Origin of the sequence: Blastococcus sp. PRF04-17, assembly GCF_023016265.1 — a bacterium.
Lineage (GTDB): Bacteria > Actinomycetota > Actinomycetes > Mycobacteriales > Geodermatophilaceae > Blastococcus_B.
In genome coordinates this window covers 2,100,320-2,119,356 of sequence record NZ_CP095412.1, presented here as the reverse complement: position 1 = coordinate 2,119,356, position 19,037 = coordinate 2,100,320, and the positions used below count along the sequence as shown (strand labels likewise).

Annotated in this window: 20 protein-coding genes; 10 read left to right on the top strand and 10 right to left on the bottom strand. The window is 72.3% G+C overall.

Annotated features, from left to right (window positions below):
- The first annotated feature begins 45 nt into the window (after positions 1-45).
- Positions 46-999 (top strand): HpcH/HpaI aldolase/citrate lyase family protein, encoded by a 954-nt coding sequence (locus MVA48_RS10775; protein ID WP_246988710.1) that lies wholly within the window; start codon positions 46-48, stop codon positions 997-999.
- A 1-nt stretch (position 1,000) separates the two neighbouring features.
- On the opposite strand, the gene MVA48_RS10770 is transcribed toward MVA48_RS10775, so the two are convergent.
- Complete coding sequence (locus MVA48_RS10770) at positions 1,001-1,648, bottom strand: dihydrofolate reductase family protein (RefSeq protein WP_246988708.1); 648 nt, start codon at positions 1,646-1,648, stop codon at positions 1,001-1,003.
- Between the two features lie 148 nt (positions 1,649-1,796).
- Here MVA48_RS10770 and MVA48_RS10765 point away from each other — a divergent pair, with 148 nt between their 5' ends.
- Complete coding sequence (locus tag MVA48_RS10765; protein ID WP_246988706.1) at positions 1,797-2,321, top strand: gamma carbonic anhydrase family protein; 525 nt, start codon at positions 1,797-1,799, stop codon at positions 2,319-2,321.
- 43 nt (positions 2,322-2,364) lie between these two features.
- Here the strand turns inward: MVA48_RS10765 and MVA48_RS10760 are convergent, their stop codons facing one another.
- The 4 genes from MVA48_RS10760 to MVA48_RS10745 are packed head-to-tail and all read right to left on the bottom strand — an operon-like array spanning position 2,365 to position 7,836.
- On the bottom strand, positions 2,365-3,627 hold the full coding sequence (locus MVA48_RS10760) for a xanthine dehydrogenase family Fe-S subunit (RefSeq protein ID WP_246988703.1): 1,263 nt from the start codon (positions 3,625-3,627) through the stop codon (positions 2,365-2,367).
- Complete coding sequence (locus MVA48_RS10755) at positions 3,624-4,505, bottom strand: FAD binding domain-containing protein (protein ID WP_246988701.1); 882 nt, start codon at positions 4,503-4,505, stop codon at positions 3,624-3,626. The genes MVA48_RS10760 and MVA48_RS10755 overlap by 4 nt, the downstream gene beginning before the upstream one ends.
- A 7-nt stretch (positions 4,506-4,512) precedes the next feature.
- Complete coding sequence (locus MVA48_RS10750; RefSeq protein WP_246988699.1) at positions 4,513-5,295, bottom strand: enoyl-CoA hydratase/isomerase family protein; 783 nt, start codon at positions 5,293-5,295, stop codon at positions 4,513-4,515.
- Positions 5,296-5,328: 33 nt separating this feature from the next.
- Positions 5,329-7,836: a xanthine dehydrogenase family protein molybdopterin-binding subunit gene (locus MVA48_RS10745; RefSeq protein WP_246988697.1), complete on the bottom strand. Its 2,508-nt coding sequence runs from the start codon at positions 7,834-7,836 to the stop codon at positions 5,329-5,331.
- A gap of 186 nt (positions 7,837-8,022) precedes the next feature.
- On the opposite strand from MVA48_RS10745, the gene MVA48_RS10740 reads away from it, so the two are divergent.
- From MVA48_RS10740 to MVA48_RS10730, 3 genes are all read left to right on the top strand, one after another.
- Positions 8,023-8,622, top strand: coding sequence for a PadR family transcriptional regulator (locus MVA48_RS10740; protein ID WP_246988694.1), 600 nt, complete (start codon positions 8,023-8,025; stop codon positions 8,620-8,622).
- Between the two features lie 289 nt (positions 8,623-8,911).
- Positions 8,912-10,504, top strand: coding sequence for a class I adenylate-forming enzyme family protein (locus MVA48_RS10735; protein WP_246988693.1), 1,593 nt, complete (start codon positions 8,912-8,914; stop codon positions 10,502-10,504).
- 8 nt (positions 10,505-10,512) lie between these two features.
- Positions 10,513-11,814: a benzoate/H(+) symporter BenE family transporter gene (locus tag MVA48_RS10730; RefSeq protein WP_246988691.1), complete on the top strand. Its 1,302-nt coding sequence runs from the start codon at positions 10,513-10,515 to the stop codon at positions 11,812-11,814.
- A gap of 88 nt (positions 11,815-11,902) precedes the next feature.
- On the opposite strand, the gene MVA48_RS10725 is transcribed toward MVA48_RS10730, so the two are convergent.
- Positions 11,903-12,346, bottom strand: coding sequence for a DUF4190 domain-containing protein (locus MVA48_RS10725; RefSeq protein WP_246988689.1), 444 nt, complete (start codon positions 12,344-12,346; stop codon positions 11,903-11,905).
- 118 nt (positions 12,347-12,464) lie between these two features.
- Between MVA48_RS10725 and MVA48_RS10720 the strand changes: the two genes are divergently transcribed.
- Positions 12,465-13,664, top strand: coding sequence for an acyl-CoA dehydrogenase family protein (locus MVA48_RS10720; protein ID WP_246988686.1), 1,200 nt, complete (start codon positions 12,465-12,467; stop codon positions 13,662-13,664).
- A gap of 2 nt (positions 13,665-13,666) precedes the next feature.
- Here the strand turns inward: MVA48_RS10720 and MVA48_RS10715 are convergent, their stop codons facing one another.
- On the bottom strand, positions 13,667-14,368 hold the full coding sequence (locus tag MVA48_RS10715) for a DUF4230 domain-containing protein (protein ID WP_246988684.1): 702 nt from the start codon (positions 14,366-14,368) through the stop codon (positions 13,667-13,669).
- 151 nt (positions 14,369-14,519) lie between these two features.
- Between MVA48_RS10715 and MVA48_RS10710 the strand changes: the two genes are divergently transcribed.
- Entirely contained in the window at positions 14,520-16,067 is a 1,548-nt protein-coding gene (locus tag MVA48_RS10710) for an acetolactate synthase large subunit (RefSeq protein ID WP_246988674.1), read from the top strand.
- A gap of 122 nt (positions 16,068-16,189) precedes the next feature.
- On the opposite strand, the gene MVA48_RS10705 is transcribed toward MVA48_RS10710, so the two are convergent.
- Positions 16,190-16,441 (bottom strand): hypothetical protein, encoded by a 252-nt coding sequence (locus tag MVA48_RS10705; protein ID WP_246988672.1) that lies wholly within the window; start codon positions 16,439-16,441, stop codon positions 16,190-16,192.
- Between the two features lie 18 nt (positions 16,442-16,459).
- Entirely contained in the window at positions 16,460-17,083 is a 624-nt protein-coding gene (locus MVA48_RS10700) for a CalY family protein (protein WP_246988670.1), read from the bottom strand.
- Positions 17,084-17,227: 144 nt separating this feature from the next.
- Between MVA48_RS10700 and MVA48_RS10695 the strand changes: the two genes are divergently transcribed.
- The 3 genes from MVA48_RS10695 to MVA48_RS10685 all read left to right on the top strand — a co-directional run bounded on the left by MVA48_RS10695 (position 17,228) and on the right by MVA48_RS10685 (position 18,861).
- Positions 17,228-18,040: an alpha/beta hydrolase gene (locus tag MVA48_RS10695; RefSeq protein ID WP_246988668.1), complete on the top strand. Its 813-nt coding sequence runs from the start codon at positions 17,228-17,230 to the stop codon at positions 18,038-18,040.
- 117 nt (positions 18,041-18,157) lie between these two features.
- Positions 18,158-18,466, top strand: coding sequence for a PadR family transcriptional regulator (locus MVA48_RS10690; RefSeq protein ID WP_246988666.1), 309 nt, complete (start codon positions 18,158-18,160; stop codon positions 18,464-18,466).
- Complete coding sequence (locus MVA48_RS10685; protein ID WP_246988665.1) at positions 18,463-18,861, top strand: hypothetical protein; 399 nt, start codon at positions 18,463-18,465, stop codon at positions 18,859-18,861. Before MVA48_RS10690 ends, MVA48_RS10685 begins: the two co-directional genes overlap by 4 nt.
- Here MVA48_RS10685 and MVA48_RS10680 read toward each other — a convergent pair.
- On the bottom strand, positions 18,858-19,016 hold the full coding sequence (locus MVA48_RS10680) for a hypothetical protein (protein ID WP_246988663.1): 159 nt from the start codon (positions 19,014-19,016) through the stop codon (positions 18,858-18,860). The two genes, MVA48_RS10685 and MVA48_RS10680, sit on opposite strands and share 4 nt — an antisense overlap.
- Between the last annotated feature and the right edge of the window lie 21 nt (positions 19,017-19,037).

Below are 19,037 nucleotides of genomic sequence, written 5' to 3'. Positions count from 1 at the left end.
CTACTCTCCGGTAGCTGACGAACCGACACATCTTGCGGAGGCACCGTGGCCGAGCTCCGATCCCGTCGTTCCAACCTCGCCGTCCCGGGCAGCAACCCCCGGTTCCTGGAGAAGGCGAAGGGGCTGCCGGCCGACCAGGTCTTCCTGGACCTCGAGGACGCGTGCGCGCCGCTGGCCAAGCCGGGCGCCCGCAAGAACATCGTCGCGGCGCTCAACGAGGGGGGCTGGGGCGACAAGATCCGCACCGTCCGGGTCAACGACTGGACGACGGAGTGGACCTACCACGACGTGATCGAGGTCGTGGAGGGCGCGGGCGCGAACCTCGACTGCATCATGCTGCCCAAGGTCGTCGACGCCCACCAGGTCAAGGCGCTGGACTTCCTGCTCACCCAGATCGAGAAGTCCAACGGGCTCGAGGTCGGCCGGATCGGCATCGAGGCGCAGATCGAGACGGCGCAGGGCCTGATCAACGTCAACGACATCGCGTTCGCCAGCCCGCGGATCGAGACGATCATCTTCGGCCCGGCCGACTTCATGGCCAGCATCAACATGAAGTCGCTGGTGGTCGGCGCCCTGCACCCGGACTACGCCGGCGACCCGTTCCACTACATCCTCATGCAGATCCTGATGGCGGCCCGCGCCCGCGGCGTGCAGGCCATCGACGGCCCGTTCCTGCAGGTCCGCGACGTCGAGGCGTTCAAGGAGGTCGCCAAGCGCTCGGCCGTCCTCGGCTTCGACGGGAAGTGGGTGCTCCACCCCGGCCAGATCGACGCCGCGAACGAGATCTACGCGCCGTCCCAGGAGGACTACGACCACGCCGAGCTGATCCTCGACGCCTACGACTGGTACACGTCCGAGGCCGGCGGCAAGAAGGGCTCGGCGATGCTCGGCGACGAGATGATCGACGAGGCGAGCCGCAAGATGGCGCTGGTCATCGCCGGCAAGGGCCGCGCCGCCGGCATGGAGCGGACGTCGTCCTTCACGCCCCCCGACGAGTGACCTACCGCCGCCAGTAGAGGTGGTGGGTCACGCCGGAGCGCGGGCTGGGGACGACGTCGCAGTGGAAGCGGTCGAACAGCTCGTCCGGTGACTCCCACAGCCGGACCCCGGACCCGAGCGTGACCGGCGCGACCGCCACGTGCAGGGTGTCGACGAGGTCGGCGTCGAGGAACTCCCGGATCGTCGTGGCGCCCCCACCGAGCCGCACGTGCTTGCCCTGCGCCGCGTCGCGCGCCTGCGCCAGCACCGTCGCCGGGTCACCGTCGACGAAGTGGAACGTGGTGTCCGACAGCGTGAACGACGGACGCAGGTGGTGGGTCAGGACGAACACGGGCGTGTGGAACGGCGGCTCGTCGCCCCACCAGCCCTGCCACTCGTGGTCCTGCCACGGACCGCGATGGGGACCGAACTTGTGGGCGCCCATGATCTCCGCGCCGATGTCGTGCGCGAAGTCGCGGACGAAGTAGTCGTCGAGGCCACGGCTGCCGCCCGGGTCGGTGCGGTTGGGCCAGCCGGCCGTGTCGAGGGCCCAGGCCATGAGCTCCATCGGGTTGGCGTGACCGAACGGGCGCTCCAGGCTCTGCCCCTCCCCGGCGCCGAAACCGTCGCTGGAGACGGTGAAGTTCTGGACCCTGAGCAGCTGACCCACCTGGTACCCCTCTCGTCGTCGTGTGGAGGGGAAGACCTCCGGCGAGCGCCGAACTCATCGCCGCCGTCGCCCGTCACCGGATGATCGCGGCCCGACTGGTCCGGGGCCGTCACCTCACCCACGAGGACTCCGTGCGAGGCTGCCGGACATGCCACTCTTCGCCTTCGAGGGTCGTTCACCGCAGGTCCACCCGAACGCGTGGGTAGCCCCGACGGCCACGCTCGTCGGGGACGTCGTCGTCGAGGCGGGGGCCTCCGCCTGGTACGGCGCGGTGCTGCGCGCGGACTTCGGCCGCATCGTCGTCCGTGAGGGAGCGAACGTGCAGGACAACTCCGTCCTGCACGGCGGAGAGGATCCGGTCACCGAGGTCGGCCCCGGAGCCACCGTCGGGCACATGTGCGTGGTCCACGGAGCGGTCCTCGGCGCGGAGGTCCTCGTCGGGAACGGCTCGACCGTTCAGGACGGCGCGAGGATCGGCCGACGGGCGCTGATCGGTGCCGGCAGCCTCGTGCCGCCGGGGATGGAGATCCCCGAGGGCGTGCTGGCGCTCGGTACGCCGGCCCGCGTGCGAGGGCCGATCTCCGGAGCGGCGGCCGGCTGGGTCGACGGCAATGCGACCGTGTACCGGCAACTGGCCCGCCGGCACGCCGCCGGGATCGTGGAGATCCGCTGACCCCCACGATCCCGGACGGTGCCACCCGGTTCAGGACACGGGGTCAGGACTCCTGCCGACGCCTTCGCCGATCGCGGATGGCAGAGACCACCAGCGCCGCACGACGGCGGAGGCCGGCGCCGACGGCCTGCAGTCCGATCCGCAGGGCGCTGGGCCCGGCACCCACCTCCGGCGCGGTTCCGGTGCGCGCGGTCCGGTCCACGGCGTCGGCGAACTGCTCGAACATCCGCTGGCTGACGTCACCGGCGAGCGCACGGCCGAACTGGGCGATGCGCCCCGACAGGAAGACCTTCGCCTCGGCCACCAGCACCGTGCCGTCGTCGCCGGGGGTGGCCCGGAGCACGATGTCGGCCGCGGTGCGGTTACCGCCGGTGTCCGCGCCCTGGGCGATCAGCGCCAACGTGTGGTCGCCGGGGTCCCGCTCGGTGATCTGGGCCAGCCCGTCGAACTTCAGCCGCACCGGCCCGAGGGCCACCTTCGCGCGGCCGCGGTAGCGGTCACCGCCCAGATCGGCGGTCATCTCGGCGCCGGGCAGGCAGCGCGCCAGGCGGTCGATGTCGTCCATGACCGCCCAGACGTCCTCGACCGGGCTGGCCAGCTGCCGGGTCACCTCGACGGTGATGGTCGGCGTGCCGGTCGGCCGGATGAGCTCCGTCGGCTCCTGTTCGACCGCGTCCTCCGGGGAACCGGCCGGCGCCCCGCCGGAGGCATGGGCTGCCCCGCCGCGTCCCACGAGGGTGCGGGGTGCACAGTTCATCGGCTCCGGGATCCCGTCCGGATGGGTCTCGGCGACATCCGCGACGGCCGCCAGGATGCCCCGGTAGCCGGTGCACCGGCAGATCACCCCGGACATCTCCTCGGGGAGCGTCTCCGGGCTCACCTCGCCATCGCCGTTCGCCAGCAGGTCGTAGGAGCTCATGAGAAAGCCCGGGGTGCAGAAGCCGCACTGGAGCGCGTGGTGGTGGCTGAACGCCTGCTGCAGGGGGTGCTGCGACTCCTGGGTGCCCAGCCCCTCGACGGTCACCACCTCGGTGCCCTCGGCCTGAACCGCGAACACGAGGCAGGCGCGGGCGGCGTCCCCGTCGATGAGCACCGTGCACATGCCGCACACGCCGTGCTCGCAACCCAGGTGGGTGCCCGAGAGTCCGAGGTTGGTGCGCAGCGCGTCCGCGAGGTGCATGCGGGCCGGCACCTGGACCGACACCGGCGTCCCGTTCACGGTGAACGCGACGTCGATGAGCTCGTCGGCGGAGGCCTTCACCGGCCGCTGGGGTGCTCGGGTCCCGGTGCTCTGGGTGGTGGTCATGCCGGTGCTCCTGTGGATCGGCGGTAGGCGCGGGCGAGCTCGCGGGCGGCGAGGACGGCGAACAGCCGCCGGCGGTAGCCCTGTGAGCCGTGCGCGTCCCCGGCGGTGTCGACGACGTCGCGGGCGAGTTCCTCGGCGCCCGGACGGAGGGCGGCCTCCAGGTCGGGTTGCCCGACCGCCGAGCGCACCAGGTCGGTGACGTCGCGGGTGACGGCGCGGTCGGAGACCCCGAAGCCGCTGATGACGGCCTCGGCGACGGCGCTGCCGGTGACCAGCACGCGGGTGACTACCCCGGCCAGGGCGAAGTCGCCGTGCCGGCGGGCGATCTCGGCGAACCCGAAGCCCTCACCGGGCCGGGCCACCGGGAACTCGACCGCCGCCAGGACCTCGTCCATGCCGACCGCCGTGGACATCGCGCCCTGGAAGAACTCGGCGGCCGGCAGCGTCCGCCGGCCGGAGGTGCCGACGACCTCCAGCGTCGCGCCGAGGCACGCTGCCACGGCCGGCAGCTCGGCCCCCGGATCGGCATGGGCGAGGCTGCCGCAGACGGTGCCGCGACTGCGCAGCTCGCGGTGCCCGACGAACGGCAGCGCGAGCCCCAGCAGCGGCACGTCGGCCGCCGCCGGGCTGCGCTCGACCTGCCGCTGCCGCGTGGTCGCGCCGATCCGGAGCGCCGGACCGCGTCGGTCGATGGTGTCCAGCCCCGCGACGCCGTTGATGTCGACGAGCGTCCCGGGCCGCCCGAGACGCATGGCGAGAACCGGCACCAGGGACTGGCCACCGGCGAGCACCTTGCCGTCGCCGTCGGTGGCGGCGAGCTCGGCGACGGCGTCGTCCAGCGTTGCTGGTCGCACGTAGGCGAACGGGGCAGGCTTCATGGTGCGATCAGCGTCCTGTGAATTCGGGCGTGCGCTTCTCGCCGAACGCCTTGACGCCCTCGGCGAAGTCCTGGGTGGCGCGGAGCATGGAGTAGGCCTTCCGCTCCAGCTCGATGCCGGTGTAGAGCGGGCCGTCCACGCCGCGGTCCAGCACCTCCTTGCCGGTCCGCAGCGCGGCCGGCGAGAACCGGATCAGCTTCTCGACCAGCTTCTCGGTGGCCTCGTACAGGGCATCGCGGTCGGGGTACAGCTGGTCGGACACCAGACCCCAGTCGAGGGCCTGCTGCGCCTTGATCCGGGTCGCGGTGAGGATGTGGAACTTCGCCCGGGAGAGCCCGATCAGCCGGGCCAGGCGCTGGGTGCCGCCGCTGCCCGGGATCATGCCGAGATTCATCTCCGGCAGCGCGAACTCGCTGCGCTCGGTGGCCAGCCGGATGTCGCAGGACAGGGCGAGCTCCAGTCCGACGCCGAAGCAGTAGCCGTCGACCGCGACGACGACCGGCTTGGCGCTGCGCGCCGGCGCAGTGATGTCCTGGCCGAGGTCGGTGAGGTCGATCGGGTCGACCTCCATGAAGCCGGCGATGTCGCCACCGGAGGTGAAGTGCTTGCCGTCCGAGCGGACGACGACGGCGCGGACGTTCGGGTCGCGGTCGATCTCGGCGAAGCGCTGGGCCATCTTGGCCCGCATCTCCATGGTCACGATGGTGTAGCCGCCGTGCGTGAGTGTCAGGTACGCGACCTGGCCGTCGTGGCCGTGGTCGAGAAGGACGTCGCCTCCGGTCGTGGGCATGCGCCAGCTCCTTGTCTGTCCGGGGGGTGGGGGTCAGGCCGGACGGCGGACGCCGTCGAGCAGGTCGTGCAGCAGGTTCCCGTGCACCGGCAGCTGATTGATCTGCAGGCCATGGGGCGAGAGGGCGTCGGTGACCGCGTTGGCCAGCGCCACCGGGAAGCTCATCGAGCTCCCCTCGCCGCAGCCCTTGGCACCCAGCGGGGTGAGCGGGGACGGCGAGACGACGTGATCGGTGACCAGCGGGAAGCGGGCCTCCGCCGTGGTCGGGCAGAGGTAGTCGAGGAAGGTCGCCGAGGTGGGCTGGCCGCCGTCGGAGTAGGTGAACTCCTCGTACATCGCGCCGCCGAGGGCGTGCACGAGGGCGCCGTACACCTGGCCGTCGAGGAGCGTCTGGTTCAGCACCGTGCCGGCGTCGTGGACGCTGGACACCCTCTCCAGGCTGATCTCCAGCGTCTCGGGGTCGATCCGCAGGGCCACCACCTCGGCCACGAACCCGTAGCACAGGCTGGAGTTGATCTTCTCGTCCCGGGTGGCCGCCTTGGCGTTCGGCGTGAAGGCCGCCTCCTCGTAGAGGCGGGCCGACGTCCCCTCGGGCAGGGCCGCCGGGTCCCAGTGCACGACCCCGGCGGCGTGCCGGAACTCCGCCGCACGCGTGGGGTGGCCGATCAGGCGCACCGTGCCCTCGGCCAGCTCGAGCTGCTCGGGCGCGGCCTCCAGCAGCACGCTGCCGGCCGCCTTGATCGTCTCGGCGATCCGGTCGCAGGCCTGGACCACGGCGCTGGTGACCAGCGGCGCGAACCGGGAGGAGTAGCTGCCGGAGGTGACCGTCCACGGCGTGGTCGCGGTGTCCATGTCGATGACGACCCGGACGGACTCCTCGGGCAGGCCGAGACGCTTCGCCGCGACCTGCCGGGCCGTGGTGGCGTGTCCTTGGCCCTGCGGGACGCTGCCCAGCATCACCGTGACGGTCCCCTGCATGTCGACGCTGACCCGCACGTGCTCGGTCGAGCCGGACTTGTCACGGCCGGGCTTGCGCTCCTCGGCGGGGGTGGCCAGGCCGACGTAGCCGATGTTGGTGCCGGAGGGGTCGACGACGAGAGCGACACCGATGCCGTACAGCTCGCCCCGCTCGCGGGCCTCGGCCTGGCGCCGTCGCAGCTCGGGCAGATCGGCGTTGTCGACGGCGAGGGCGACGGCCTTCTGGTAGTCGCCGGAGTCGTAGACACCGCCGGTGGGGGTCTCGTAGGGGAAGGCGTCGGCCGGGACGAGGTTGCGGCAGCGCAGGTCGACCGGGTCCAGCCCGGTCTGCGCCGCGATGTCGTCCATCAGCCGTTCCAGCCCGAAGTAGAGCTGCTGGCCACCGAACCCGCGGTTGAGCCCCGTGGGCATGGTGTTGGTGACGACGGCGCGAGCGCGGATCGCCACCGCCGGGATCCGGTAGGCGCCGGTGATGTTGCCGTAGCAGCGGTAGAGGGTGCTCGGCTCGGGCGGGCGCATGTAGGCGCCGACGTTGTCGACGAGGTCGGTGCGCAGCGCGGTGACCGTTCCCTGGGCGTCGACCGCGGCCTCGAAGCGCATCATCCGGTCGGAACCCGAGGAGCTGGCGAGCAGGTGCTCGACCCGGTCCTCGGACCACCGGACCGGCGTCCGGGCGTGCTTGGAGGCCAGCGCCATGAGGACGACGTAGGGGTAGATCCCGGCCTTGATGCCGAAGCTGCCGCCGATGTCGGCCGGCACGTGCAGCCGCACCCGCGAGGTCGGGATGCCCAGCGCACCGGCCATGACCGGCACCATCGTGAACGGGCCGTGGAAGTTGGCCCACGCCTCGATGGCGGGACCCGCGGCGTCCTCGGTCCAGTTGGCGATGACGGAGTAGCACTCCATCGGCACCGACGAGTAGCGCGGGAAGTCGTACTCGCCGACGACCACGTGCGCGGCGTCGGCGAAGGCGCGGTCGACCTCGCCGAAGGAGAAGGTGCGGTCGGTGGCGACGTTGGAACCGTTGTCCTCGTGCAGCAGCGTCGCGTCCTCGGCCAGCGCCGTGCGCACGGCGACCACGGGGTCGAGCAGCTCGTAGTCGACGCTCACCAGCTCGGCGGCGTCCTCGGCGACGAACCGGTCGGAGGCGACGACGACCGCCACCGGCTCGCCGACGTAGCGGACCTTGTCCGTGCCCGTGGGGAAGTACGGCATGCGGGTCGTGACCGACAGTGGGAAGGGCCGCAGCGCGGCCAGCACCTCGTCGGGGCCGATGACCGCGGTGACGCCGGGGTGCCGGCGGGCGCGGCCGAGGTCGACGTTCCGGATGCGGGCGTGCGGGTGGGGGCTCCGGACGATCGCCGCGACGAGGGTGCCGGGCAGCGGGTCGATGTCGTCGAGGAAACGGCCCTGCCCGGTCACCAGCGGGGCGTCCTCGACGCGGCTGGGCGTCCAGCGCGGAGCCCCGGGACCGCCGATGTGCTCGCTGGGCGTGCCGGCGTCCGTGGGCGCGGACTCCTCCGGGACGACGGGCGACGCCGCGACGGTGTTCGGGTCTGGCACGGCTAACCTCCGAGGGACTGGCGCCCGCGGCCGGACCGCCGCGACCGGCTCGAGATCCGGAGGTCGGCGGGACGGCGGAGTGGGGGATTGTCGGTGAAGGGACCCGGCGCAACCGGGTGACCGCCTCCACCGTCGTGCTAACGATCTGAAACAGACCATACAGCATGGATGGTTACAGTGACAAGCATGGTGAACGAGCGGCTGTCCCCCACGTCCTACGTGGTTCTCGGGATGGTCGCGCTGCGCGGCCCGTCCACGTCCTACGACCTCAAGCGCGCCATCCAACGGTCGATCGGGTATTTCTGGCCGTTCCCTCATGCCGGGTTGTACTCCGAGCCGCAGCGTCTGGAGAAGCTCGGGCTGCTCTCGGCCGACAGCGAGCGGGACGGCCGCCGCCGCCGGACCTATTCCATCACCGACGCCGGGATGCGTGAGGTGCGGGCCTGGCTCGCGGCGCCTACGAACGAGCACTTCCAGCTGCGGGACGTCGCGGAGCTCAAGCTCTTCTTCAACGAGCTCGGGGAGCCGGCGAACGTGGGGCGCCTGGCCCGTGAGCAGATCGAGCAGCACGAGCAGCGCATCCGCGTCTACGAGGACATGCAGGAGCGCTACGGCAGGGTTCCCAGCGTGGCGCGGCGGATGGTCACACTCCGGCTGGGACTCGAGATGGAGCGGGCCGCGCTCCGCTTCTGGACCGCCCTGCGCGAGGAAGAGGCGCTCGGCGAGGGCGACGAGTTGCACGGGGCGCCATCGGGTACCCGGGCCGACGTGGCGTCGGACCGGTAGAGGCTGCCACCCCACTCTCGCGTGACGAGATGAGCTCCGCACGCCACTGACCGGGGCCCTTCCGGTCCGGCTGATCCGCGACCGACCCGACATACCGCTCCGCGTCCGGCGACGGGGCTTGACGTGATCGGCAACACACCCTACGGTCTGCACCGTCCAATACGGACGATCCTTTAGGAACCATTTGGTTCGGACCTGAGCAGCAGTCGTCCCCCGCAGGGGGCGATGGCCGGTCGGCTCGACGCAAGACGAGCCGGATCCTGTTGGCTCGCTCGCCGGAAGGGGCGGAATGCAGATCGGTCAGGCATTGACGTGGACGGCGGAGCGCTATCCCGACCGCGTCGGGATCGCCGGCTCGCGCCGGCTGACGTACCGGGAATGGGACGAGCGCACCAACCGGATCGCCCATGCGCTGCTCGCGGCGGGTGCCCGACCGGGGGACAGGGTCGCGACATTCCTGTCCAACTCCGAGGTCATGGCATCCACCCACCTCGCGCTGCAGAAGCTCGGGCTCATGTCGACGCCACTGAACGTCCGGCTCGGCACGGCGGAGCTCGCCTACTGCCTCGACGACGCCGAACCGGCCGTCGTCGTCACCGACGACTTCGCCGGCGACGTCGCGGAACAGGCTCTGGCGGCGGCGACGTGCGCGCCACGGATCCTCCACGCCGGATCCCGGCCCCTGGCCGGCGCGGCCGACTTCGAGGACCTCGTGGCGCAGCAGGCCGACGCGCCGCCGAGCGTTCCGGTCACCGACGACGACCCCAGCGTGATGCTGTACACGTCGGGGACCACGGGGCGGCCGAAGGGCGTGCCCCGGACGCAACGCAACGAGGTCTCCGCGTCGGTGGCGCACGTGGTCCAGTCCCAGTACGCCACCGGCGAGGTGACGCTCGGGGCCATGCCGATGTACCACACCATGGGTTTGCGCTCGCTGCTGTCGATGGTGATCGTCGGTGGCACGTTCGTGGAGTTGCCGTTCTTCGACGTCGACCGGGCGCTGGAGCTCATCGAGAGCGAGCAGGTCACGAGCCTGTACCTCGTGCCCACCGCGTTCTGGGCCTTGGCGCGCACGGGCAGGCTGCCCCAGGCCGCCGCCTCCGTCCGCAAGATCGGCTATGCCGGAGCGCCGATGACGTCCACCCTGACCGAGCGGCTGGTCGACGACCTGAACCCCGAGGTGTTCATCAACCACTACGGGTCCAGCGAGGTCTACACCTTCTCCATCGAGCCGAACGCTGCCCGCAAGCCGGGCAGCGCCGGCCGCCCGGGTGTGTTCTCCCGGCTGCGCGTGGTCAGCCCGGAGGCGGGGGGCTCGCACGAGCCCCTTCCTCCGGGCGAGTCCGGGGAGATCGTGGCGTCCCTGCAGTCCGACGAGGCCTTCGCCGGCTACTGGAACCGGCCGGACGCCGACGAGCGCGGGCTGCGCGACGGCTGGTACCACACCGGCGACCTCGGGCAGATCGACGAGGACGGCGACCTCTGGGTCGTCGGCCGGGTGGACGACATGATCATCACCGGCGGGGAGAACGTCCACCCGGTCGAGGTCGAGGACGTCCTCGCCCGGTCCGCCGACGTCGCCGAGGTGGCCGTGGTGGGCCTCCCCGACGAGAAGTGGGGACAGGCGGTCACCGCCTTCGTCGTCCCGGCCTCGACGTCCGAGGACCCCGACACCGTCGCGGACCGGATCCGGACGTGGGCACGGGAAGCGTCCGGCCTGTCGCCCTACAAGCGCCCCAAGCACGTCGTCGTCGTCACCGAGATCCCCAAGAGCCCGGTGGGCAAGATCCTGCGCCGCAAGCTCGTCGCGGGTGACTACGAGTCCGCGTCCCAGTCGAACACCACTCCCCGCATCGAGAGCAAGGATGGCGCAGCCCGATGAGCAAGAGCGTGACAAACCAGGACACTGACCTCGTTCCTGCCGAGCGGGGCTTGTTGGAGCGGGGCCCCGGCTTCCGCTCCGGGCTCCGTGACCTTCCCCGGCGACTCAACGTGGCCACGGTGGGTGCGGGCCTGGTGGCCGCCGTGTTCGGCTGCACGGGCCCCGCGCTCATCGTCATCAACGGCGCGAACGAGGCGGGACTCTCGGCCGCGCAGACCGCCTCGTGGATCTTCGGCATCTACGTCTTCGGCGGGCTGATCTCGCTCGTGCTCGGGCTCTACTACAAGATGCCGATCACCGGCGCCTGGAGCATCCCCGGAGCCGTGCTGGTCGCCGGGGCGCTGCAGGACTTCACGTTCGCGCAGATGGTCGGCGCCTACCTCGTCTCGGGGCTCCTGGTGCTGGCGCTGGGCGTCACGGGCCTCGTCCGGAAGGTGGCGGCCTGGCTGCCGTTCCCGATCATCATGGCGATGATCGCCGGGGCGCTGATCCGGTTCGGTACCGGCGTGGTCACGGCGGGCACGACCGCACCTCTCATCGTGGGAGCGGCGGTCGTCGGGTTCCTGCTGCTGACCCGCTTCGTGCGCTCCGTGCCCGGCGTGGTGGGGGCGCTCGTCCTCGGCTCGGTCGCGGCCGCGGTCACCGGCGGCTTCGGCTCCGTCGAGGGCGGCCTGGGCATCACCAGCCCTCAACTGGTGACGCCGGCCTTCGACCTCGGCGCGATCCTGGCGGTCGGCATCCCGCTCGCCCTGCTCGTGGTGGGTGCGGAGAACGCGCAGGCGATGGGTGTCCTCATGGCCGAGCGCTACCGTCCCCCGTTCAACGTGATGACGATCATCAGCGGTGTCGGCGGCCTGCTGGCGCCCATGTTCGGGGGGCACAACGCCAACATCGCCGGGCCCATGACCGCCATCTGCTCGTCGGAGCAGGCGGGGCCGGAGCGGGAGGGCCGGTACGCCGCGACGGTGGTGAACGGCCTGCTGTTCGTCACGTTCGGGATCCTCGCCGGTGCCGCGGTCGCGGTGGTCACCGCCCTGCCGGGTGAACTCGTCGCCTCGCTCGCCGGGCTCGCCATGCTGGGCGTGCTGCTCGCGGCGTTCCGGGGAGCGTTCGGTGCTGGCCGCTACCAGTTCGGCGCGATGTTCGCCCTGGTCATCGCGATGAGCGGGGTGACGATCCTCAACGTGTCGGCACCCTTCTGGGCGCTGGTGGGTGGCGTGCTCGCCTCCCTGATCCTGGAGCCGAAGGACTTCCGCGGTGCCACCGCGGCGACGTCCGACCAGACGGTGCCCGAGGGCGACCGCGCCTAGCCCGATCAGCCGCGAAGGGCCGGTCAGCGGGGGGACCTGCTGGCCGGCTTTTCGCCCGTGCCCCGTGGGGAGCGGGCGGGGGTACGGCCTAGGGACCGAAGCCCCCGCCGGTGAGCGCGGCGAAGGCCGCGATCCAGATGACGAAGAAGAAGACGAAGATCGCCGTGATGATGCCGCCGACGATGATGCCGGCCAGCGCCAGACCGTCGCCGTCCTCACCGGTCTGACGGATCTGCTTGCGGGCGATGATGCCGAGGATCAGCCCGGCCGGCGCGAAGACGAACGCCATGACGAGCGCGAGGATCGCCATCGTGTTGGTCGGGCGGCCGAACACCGGGGCGTAGCCGTAAGCGGGCGGCGGGTAGTTCGGCGGCGGGTATCCCGGCGGAGGCCCGTATCCGGGCGGAGGCCCGTAGCCCGGCGGAGGCCCGTAGCCCGGCGGAGGCCCGTAGCCCGGCGGGGTCCCGTAGCCCGGCGGTGGGGGAGGCGGCGGCGGGTCACCCCGGTACAGGTTCTCGTCGCTCGTGCTCATGGCCGTACTCCACCACGCGGTGGCGGGTACGTGAGCAGGCACACGCCGGACTTCCCCGTGCGGTGGCTCATACTCACCGGTAACCACGGACACCGACGTCCCCCGAGGAGCTCTCGTCATGGCCCGTCTGGCGCAGACCGCCGACCTGACCGACATCCAGCAGGAGATCCTGTCGACGGTCAGGAGCTTCGTCGACAAGGAGATCATCCCGCACGCCCAGGAGCTCGAGCACGGCGACATCTACCCGCAGGAGATCGTCGACGGGCTCAAGGAGCTGGGCATCTTCGGGCTGACCATCCCCGAGGAGTTCGGCGGACTGGGCGAGTCGCTGCTGACCTACGCGCTCGTGGTCGAGGAGATCGCGCGCGGCTGGATGAGCGTCTCGGGCGTGATCAACACGCACTTCATCGTCGCGTACATGATCATCCAGCACGGCACGCAGGGGCAGAAGGAACGCTTCCTCCCGCGCATGGCCACCGGCGAGGTGCGCGGCGCCTTCTCGATGTCCGAGCCGGGGCTCGGCTCCGACGTGGCCGGCATCCGCACCAAGGCCACCAGGCAGGCCGACGGCGACTACGTCATCGACGGCCAGAAGATGTGGCTGACCAACGGCGGCAGCTCGACCCTGGTCGCGGCACTGGTGCGCACCGACGAGGGCGCCGAGAAGGCCCACCAGAACCTCACGACGTTCCTGGTCGAGAAGCCGACCGGCTTCGGCGAGGTCGTCCCGGGCCTCACCATCCCCGGGAAGATCGACAAGATGGGTTACAAGGGCGTCGACACGACCGAGCTGGTCTTCGACGGCTACCGGGCCAAGGCCGACGACGTCCTCGGCGGGACGCCCGGCAAGGGCTTCTCCCAGATGATGGACGGCGTCGAGGTCGGGCGGGTCAACGTCGCCGCGCGCGCCTGCGGCATCTCCATCCGCGCCTTCGAGCTCGCCGTCGCCTACGCCCAGCAGCGGGAGACCTTCGGCAAGCCGATCGCCCAGCACCAGGCGATCGCCTTCCAGCTCGCCGAGATGGCCACCAAGGTCGAGGCCGCCCACGCGCTGATGGTGCGGGCCGCCCGGCTCAAGGACGCGGGCTCGCGCAACGACGTCGAGGCCGGCATGGCCAAGTTGCTGGCCAGCGAGTACTGCGCCGAGGTGACCACGCAGTCCTTCCGCATCCACGGCGGTTACGGCTACTCCAAGGAGTACGAGATCGAGCGCCTCATGCGTGAGGCGCCGTTCCTGCTCATCGGGGAGGGCACCAGCGAGATCCAGAAGACGATCATCAGCCGTGGGCTGCTCAAGGAGTACGCGCTGAAGCGCTGAGCTCAGCCCTCGCGGTCGGCGGTCTCCTCGAAGCGGACCTCCACCTCGTCGACGCCGAGCGAACCGGCGAGGCCGGTGAGCATGGCCCGGGTGTTGGTCGCGGCGCGCTCGCGCAGATCGCTCTCCGCGGCGGCGGCGGCCAGCCGGTCCTCGGCCAGCGCGTAGAGCTCGCGGTCGTCGACCGGGTTGTCCCCGAGCGCGTCACCGATGCGCTCGACCAGCCCGCGGTCGCGGTCGAGGATCCGGCTCTCCTCGGGGTCGATCCGGACCTCGTCCAGGCGCGGCGCGGGCAGCGCGATGGTCGCCGACGTGCCGTCGGCCGACAGGGTGACCGCGCCGGCCTCCAGGGTCGAGAAGTCGACGAAGGCGTCCGCGGTACCCGTGGCGAAGAACTCGACGCGCTCGCCGCTGATGACCGAGGGCACGTACCGGGTGTCGACCTCGCGGTCCACGACGACCTGGAAGGTGCCGGTCGCCGCGTGGTACTCGTGCAGGTCCTGCAGGGCCAGCAGCAGCGGCGTCGTGCTCCGGTCGACGACGTCCTGCTCGAAGGGCCGGTCCGGCAGCCAGCCGGCGACGGTCACCCCGACCGGCACGAGCACGGCCAGGCCGGCGCCGGCCGCGACGAGCCGCAGGGGGACCCGGCGGCGGGAGCGCGCGGCGGGCCGGACGGGGGCGGGGCGGGACGACAGCAGCGTGGGCATGCGCGGCCTCTCGGCGACAAAGGGGGAGGTGGCGGTGCGTGGCGTTGCTCATGTCGTGCAGCGCCGCCGGAGCCGCGGCCATTCCCGACCCGAACACGTTCCGGTCGTCCACAGGTCGCCCGGCTCCGGCGGGCATGCGAGGGTCCGGGTCGTGAACGGGGCCCAGGCACTGATCAGGACGCTGGTGGCGTCGGGCGTCGACGTCTGCTTCGCCAATCCGGGGACGTCGGAGATGCACTTCGTGGCCGCGCTGGACGACGTCCCCGACATGCGCGCCGTCCTGACGCTGTTCGAGGGCGTGGCCACCGGCGCGGCCGACGGCTACGCGCGCATGGCCGGCCGGCCGGCGGCCACGCTGCTGCACCTGGGGCCGGGCATGGGCAACGGGCTGGCCAACCTGCACAACGCGCGGCGCGGTCGCACGCCCATGGTGAACGTCGTCGGCGACCACGCCCGGTCGCACAAGCGGCTCGACGCCCCGCTGGAGAGCGACATCGACGCGGTCGCCGGCACCGTGTCGGGCTGGGTGCGCCGCTCGCTGTCGCCGGCGGACGTCGCCGCCGACGCGGCCGAGGCGGTCGCGGTGGCGGCGCGGGGAACCGTCGCGACCCTGGTGCTGCCGGCGGACGTGTCGTGGGACGAGGGCGCGGGCCCCGCAGACCCCGTGCCGGCCCGCGCCACGCCACAGGTGGCGCCGTCGGCGGTCGAGGAGGCCGCCGCGGCGCTGCGCTCCGGGGAGCCGACCGTGCTGTTCCTCGGGGGTGCGGTCATGGCCGGGGAGGAGGGGCAGCTCGCGGCGGCACGGGTCGCGGCCGGCGCGGGCGCCCGGCTGATGTCGGAGACCTTCCCCGCACGCACGGTGCGCGGTGCGGGCCTGCCGGACGTCGCCCGGCTCCCGTACCCGCCGGAACTGGCCATGGCCTCCCTGGCGGGCACCCGGCACCTCGTGCTCGCCGGTGCCCAGGCGCCGGTGCACTTCTTCGCCTATCCGGGGGTGCCGGGCAGCCCCGTGCCCGGGGACTGCACGGTGCACGTGCTCAGCGAGCCCGGCGAGGACGGCGCGGCCGCACTGCTGGCCCTGGCCGAGGTCGTCGCCCCGGACACCGAGCCGGACCTGCTGGAGGCCTCGCGCCCGGAACTGCCGACCGGGGAGCTGACGCCGCGCTCGATGGCCGCGGTGATCGGAGCGCTCCTTCCCGAGCGGGCGATCGTCGTCGACGAGGCGCTCACGTCCGGCGTCGGCTTGGCCGAACTGACGTCCGGGGCACCCCGGCACGACTGGCTGGCGCTGACCGGCGGAGCGATCGGCGACGGGCTACCCATGGCGGTCGGCGCGGCCATCGCCTGTCCGGACCGGCCCGTGATCGGCATCCAGGCCGACGGCAGCGCGATGTACACGATCTCGGCGTTGTGGACCTACGCCCGCGAGCAGCTCGACGTCACCACGGTCGTGTGCAACAACGGCTCCTACGCGATCCTCGCCCACGAACTGCAGAAGGTCGGGGCGCAGGGCGACGGGGAACGGGCGGCGCGACTGCTCGACCTCGGCGGCCCGGACCTCGACTTCGTCGCCCTGGCCACCGGCATGGGCGTACCGGCCACCCGGGCCACGACCGCCGAGGAGCTGGCCGAGCAGCTGCGGACGGCGCTGGCCCAGCCCGGGCCACATCTCATCGACGCCGTCCTGCGGCAGGGCTAGCAGACCATCCACCACACGGTGGAGGAAGAGCACGGAAGGCTCCTGATCGCGCCGGACGGCTCGCGGCCCGACATCGCCGTGACGCGGCACCGCCGCCCCTCCGGTGGGTGGGGCGGCGGTGGTCAGGCGGGTCGGTCCGCTCGGTGGCTGGTCACGGTGGCCGAGTACTCGAACCACTCCCGCCCCTGGGCGTCGGTGGTCGGGGTCGGACCGGTCACCACGAGGGTGGTCCAGTCCGGGCACTCCTCCGGGGCCTGGCGGCCGAGGAGGTAGCCGAGCTCCACCAGGTAGCGCAGCTCGGCGCGCAGTCCCGCGGCGGCGCCCTGCCGGTGCTGGTACGGCAGGACCGCCGACGCGGAGTAGACGGTGGTCATGGCCTGTCCCACCAGGGGTCAGCGAGCAGCGCCGTCGCGCTGCACACCGCTGAAGGTCAGGCCGAGGGTGCTGCTCTGGCCCATCAGGGCGTTGCCGGCCGAGCCGGGCAGGCTGACGGTCAGGAGCAGGTGGTCGGTGCCGCCGGCCGCGAGGCTGGCCACGCCCGCGAGCGCGCTGTCCATGACGGCCGCGCCGCTGTAGAGGGTGGCGGCGCTGCCACCGCAGGTGTACGTCGGCGACTGGGCCGTGCCGCCCTGGGTCCAGGCCACCGAGCAGTCGCGGACGGACAGCTGCAGGCCGTTCGTCCCGTCGGAGGTCAGGGCGCCCGGAGCCGCCGCGACGCTGGCCAGGCTGACCCGGGACAGGTCGACGGAGCCGTCGTTGATCAGGTCGACCGCGCGGCTGATCGAGTCGCCGGGGACGAAGTTCGCGGTGGTCACCGGGATGGTGATGCCCGGCTGGGAGATGTCGATGGAGACGGTCCCGGACGAGATCTGGGTCGAGATCGGCGTCGTGCTGTCGGTGAAGGAGCCGAAGGTGCCCAGGCCGGCGACCGCGACCGCGGCGCCCAGCACACCGATCGAACCGACGATCTTGCGGGCGCTGCCGCTGGTGCGGGTGCTCGTGCGGGTGGCGTTCATGGTCCGTCTCCTGCGTTCGTGGAGCCGTCGGGGGATCCCGGCGGCAGTACGAACGCTGACGGGCCAACCGCACGCGCGGCGCGGGCGATCCGCAAGGGTTCCGCAAGATGCGGGAACCCCGCGAGCAGGCGGCACAATGACCCGATGCTGCGCGGGGTCCTGGTGGCCGCGGGTGTCGTCGTCCTGGTGCTCGCGCTGCTCACCGGCCTGCTGTGGCTGTTCCAGCGGTCGCTGGTCTACCTGCCCGACGCCGGCCCGGTGCCGTCGGCCGCCGACGTGCTGCCCGGGGGGCGCGACGTCGTCCTGCGCACCGACGACGGCCTCGAGCTGGGCGCCTGGTGGGTGCCCGGGCGTGCCGCCGACAGCCCCGCCGTCCTCGTCGCCAACGGCAACGGCGGCCACCGCGGATACCGCGCGCCGCTGGCCCGCGCCCTGCGGGACGAAGGTCTGGCCGTGCTGCTCTTCGACTACCGCGGCTACGGCGGCAACCCGGGCAGCCCGACGGAGGAGGGGTTGGCCCGCGACGTCCGTGCCGCTCGCGACTACCTCGTGGAGGACGCCGGAGTGCCCGGCGAGCGGATCGTGTACTTCGGCGAGAGCCTCGGCGCGGCGGTGGTCGCCGAGCTCGCCACCGAGCACCCGCCGGCCGGGCTGGTGCTGCGGTCACCGTTCGTCGACCTGGCGAGCGTCGCGGCCGTGCACTATCCGTTCGTGCCGGCTCGGGCACTGCTCAAGGACCGCTTCCCGGTGGCCGAGCACATCGCCCGCGTGGACGTGCCCACGACCGTCGTCTACGGCAGTGCGGACTCGATCGTGCCCGCGGAGCAGAGCCGTGCCGTGGCGGACGCCGCCGCGCGGCTGCACGACGTCGTCGTCGTGGACGGCGCCGACCACAACGACACGGTCCTGCTCGACGGTGCCGACGTGGTCGGCGCGACCCGAGACCTGGCGCAATGACCCTTGTTCTCTACCTAGGGGCTAGGTAGAGTTCGAGCATCATCGGACCGGGGGAGGTCGCCATGACCCGCACGTCCACGCGAGCCCCGTTCTGGCCGGGTCATGCCTGAGCCGCGGATGACGATCCCGACGCAGCGCGTGCTGGAGGTGCTGCTCGAGGATCCGCAGCGCGAGCTGTACGGCCTCGAGATCGGCGAGGCGGCCGGCCTGCGCAGCGGGACGGTGCACCCGATCCTGGCCCGGCTGGAGGGCTACGGCTGGGTCGCCTCGCGCTGGGAGGAGATCGACGCCAGCGCCGAGGGCCGGCCGCCCCGCCGGTACTACGGGCTCACGCCGAGTGGCGTCGCGGCCGCCCACGCGGCACTCGCCCGCGCCTACCGGCCCTCGCCCGTGCGACGGCTGCGCCCGCAGGTGGGGGAGGCATGACCGCCCCGCGCGCCCCGCTGCCGGTGGCGCGCGCCGGGGTCGCGCTGGCCACGCGGCCGCTGCAGTCGGCCGACCGCGCGCGGTACCGCGCCGAGTTCCTCGCCGAGCTGCACGAGCTGTCGCCGGCCGGTCAGCTCCGCTTCACCGCCGGGGTGCTGTCCCAGACGTTCGCCCTGCGTGCCGCGCTGGGCTCGCAACCGAATCGCGCCGAGGAGGCAGCGATGACCCTCACCACCACCCGGTTCCACTGGCGCTGCCGCGTCCTGCACTGGCACGACTGGATCCAGCGCAGCACCGAGGACGGCGGGCGCTACGACGCCTGCGCCCGGTGCGGACGGGACCGCGTCGAGTACCTGGGCAACGGAACCCGGTTCGGCAACGGCATCGGCGCCTAGCGGGAGCGGCGGTTCTCCGCGGTCAGCCGGGCCATCTGGGTCGGCGCGATCTGCGACGTCCGCTCCTCCTTGGCCCTGCGCTCGGCGCGCTTCTCCTTGATCGTCTTGGCCGACTTGTGCGAGTGGTGCGCGTCGTGCGGTGACTTGTCGCCCATGGCGATCTCCCTCGTCGAGGG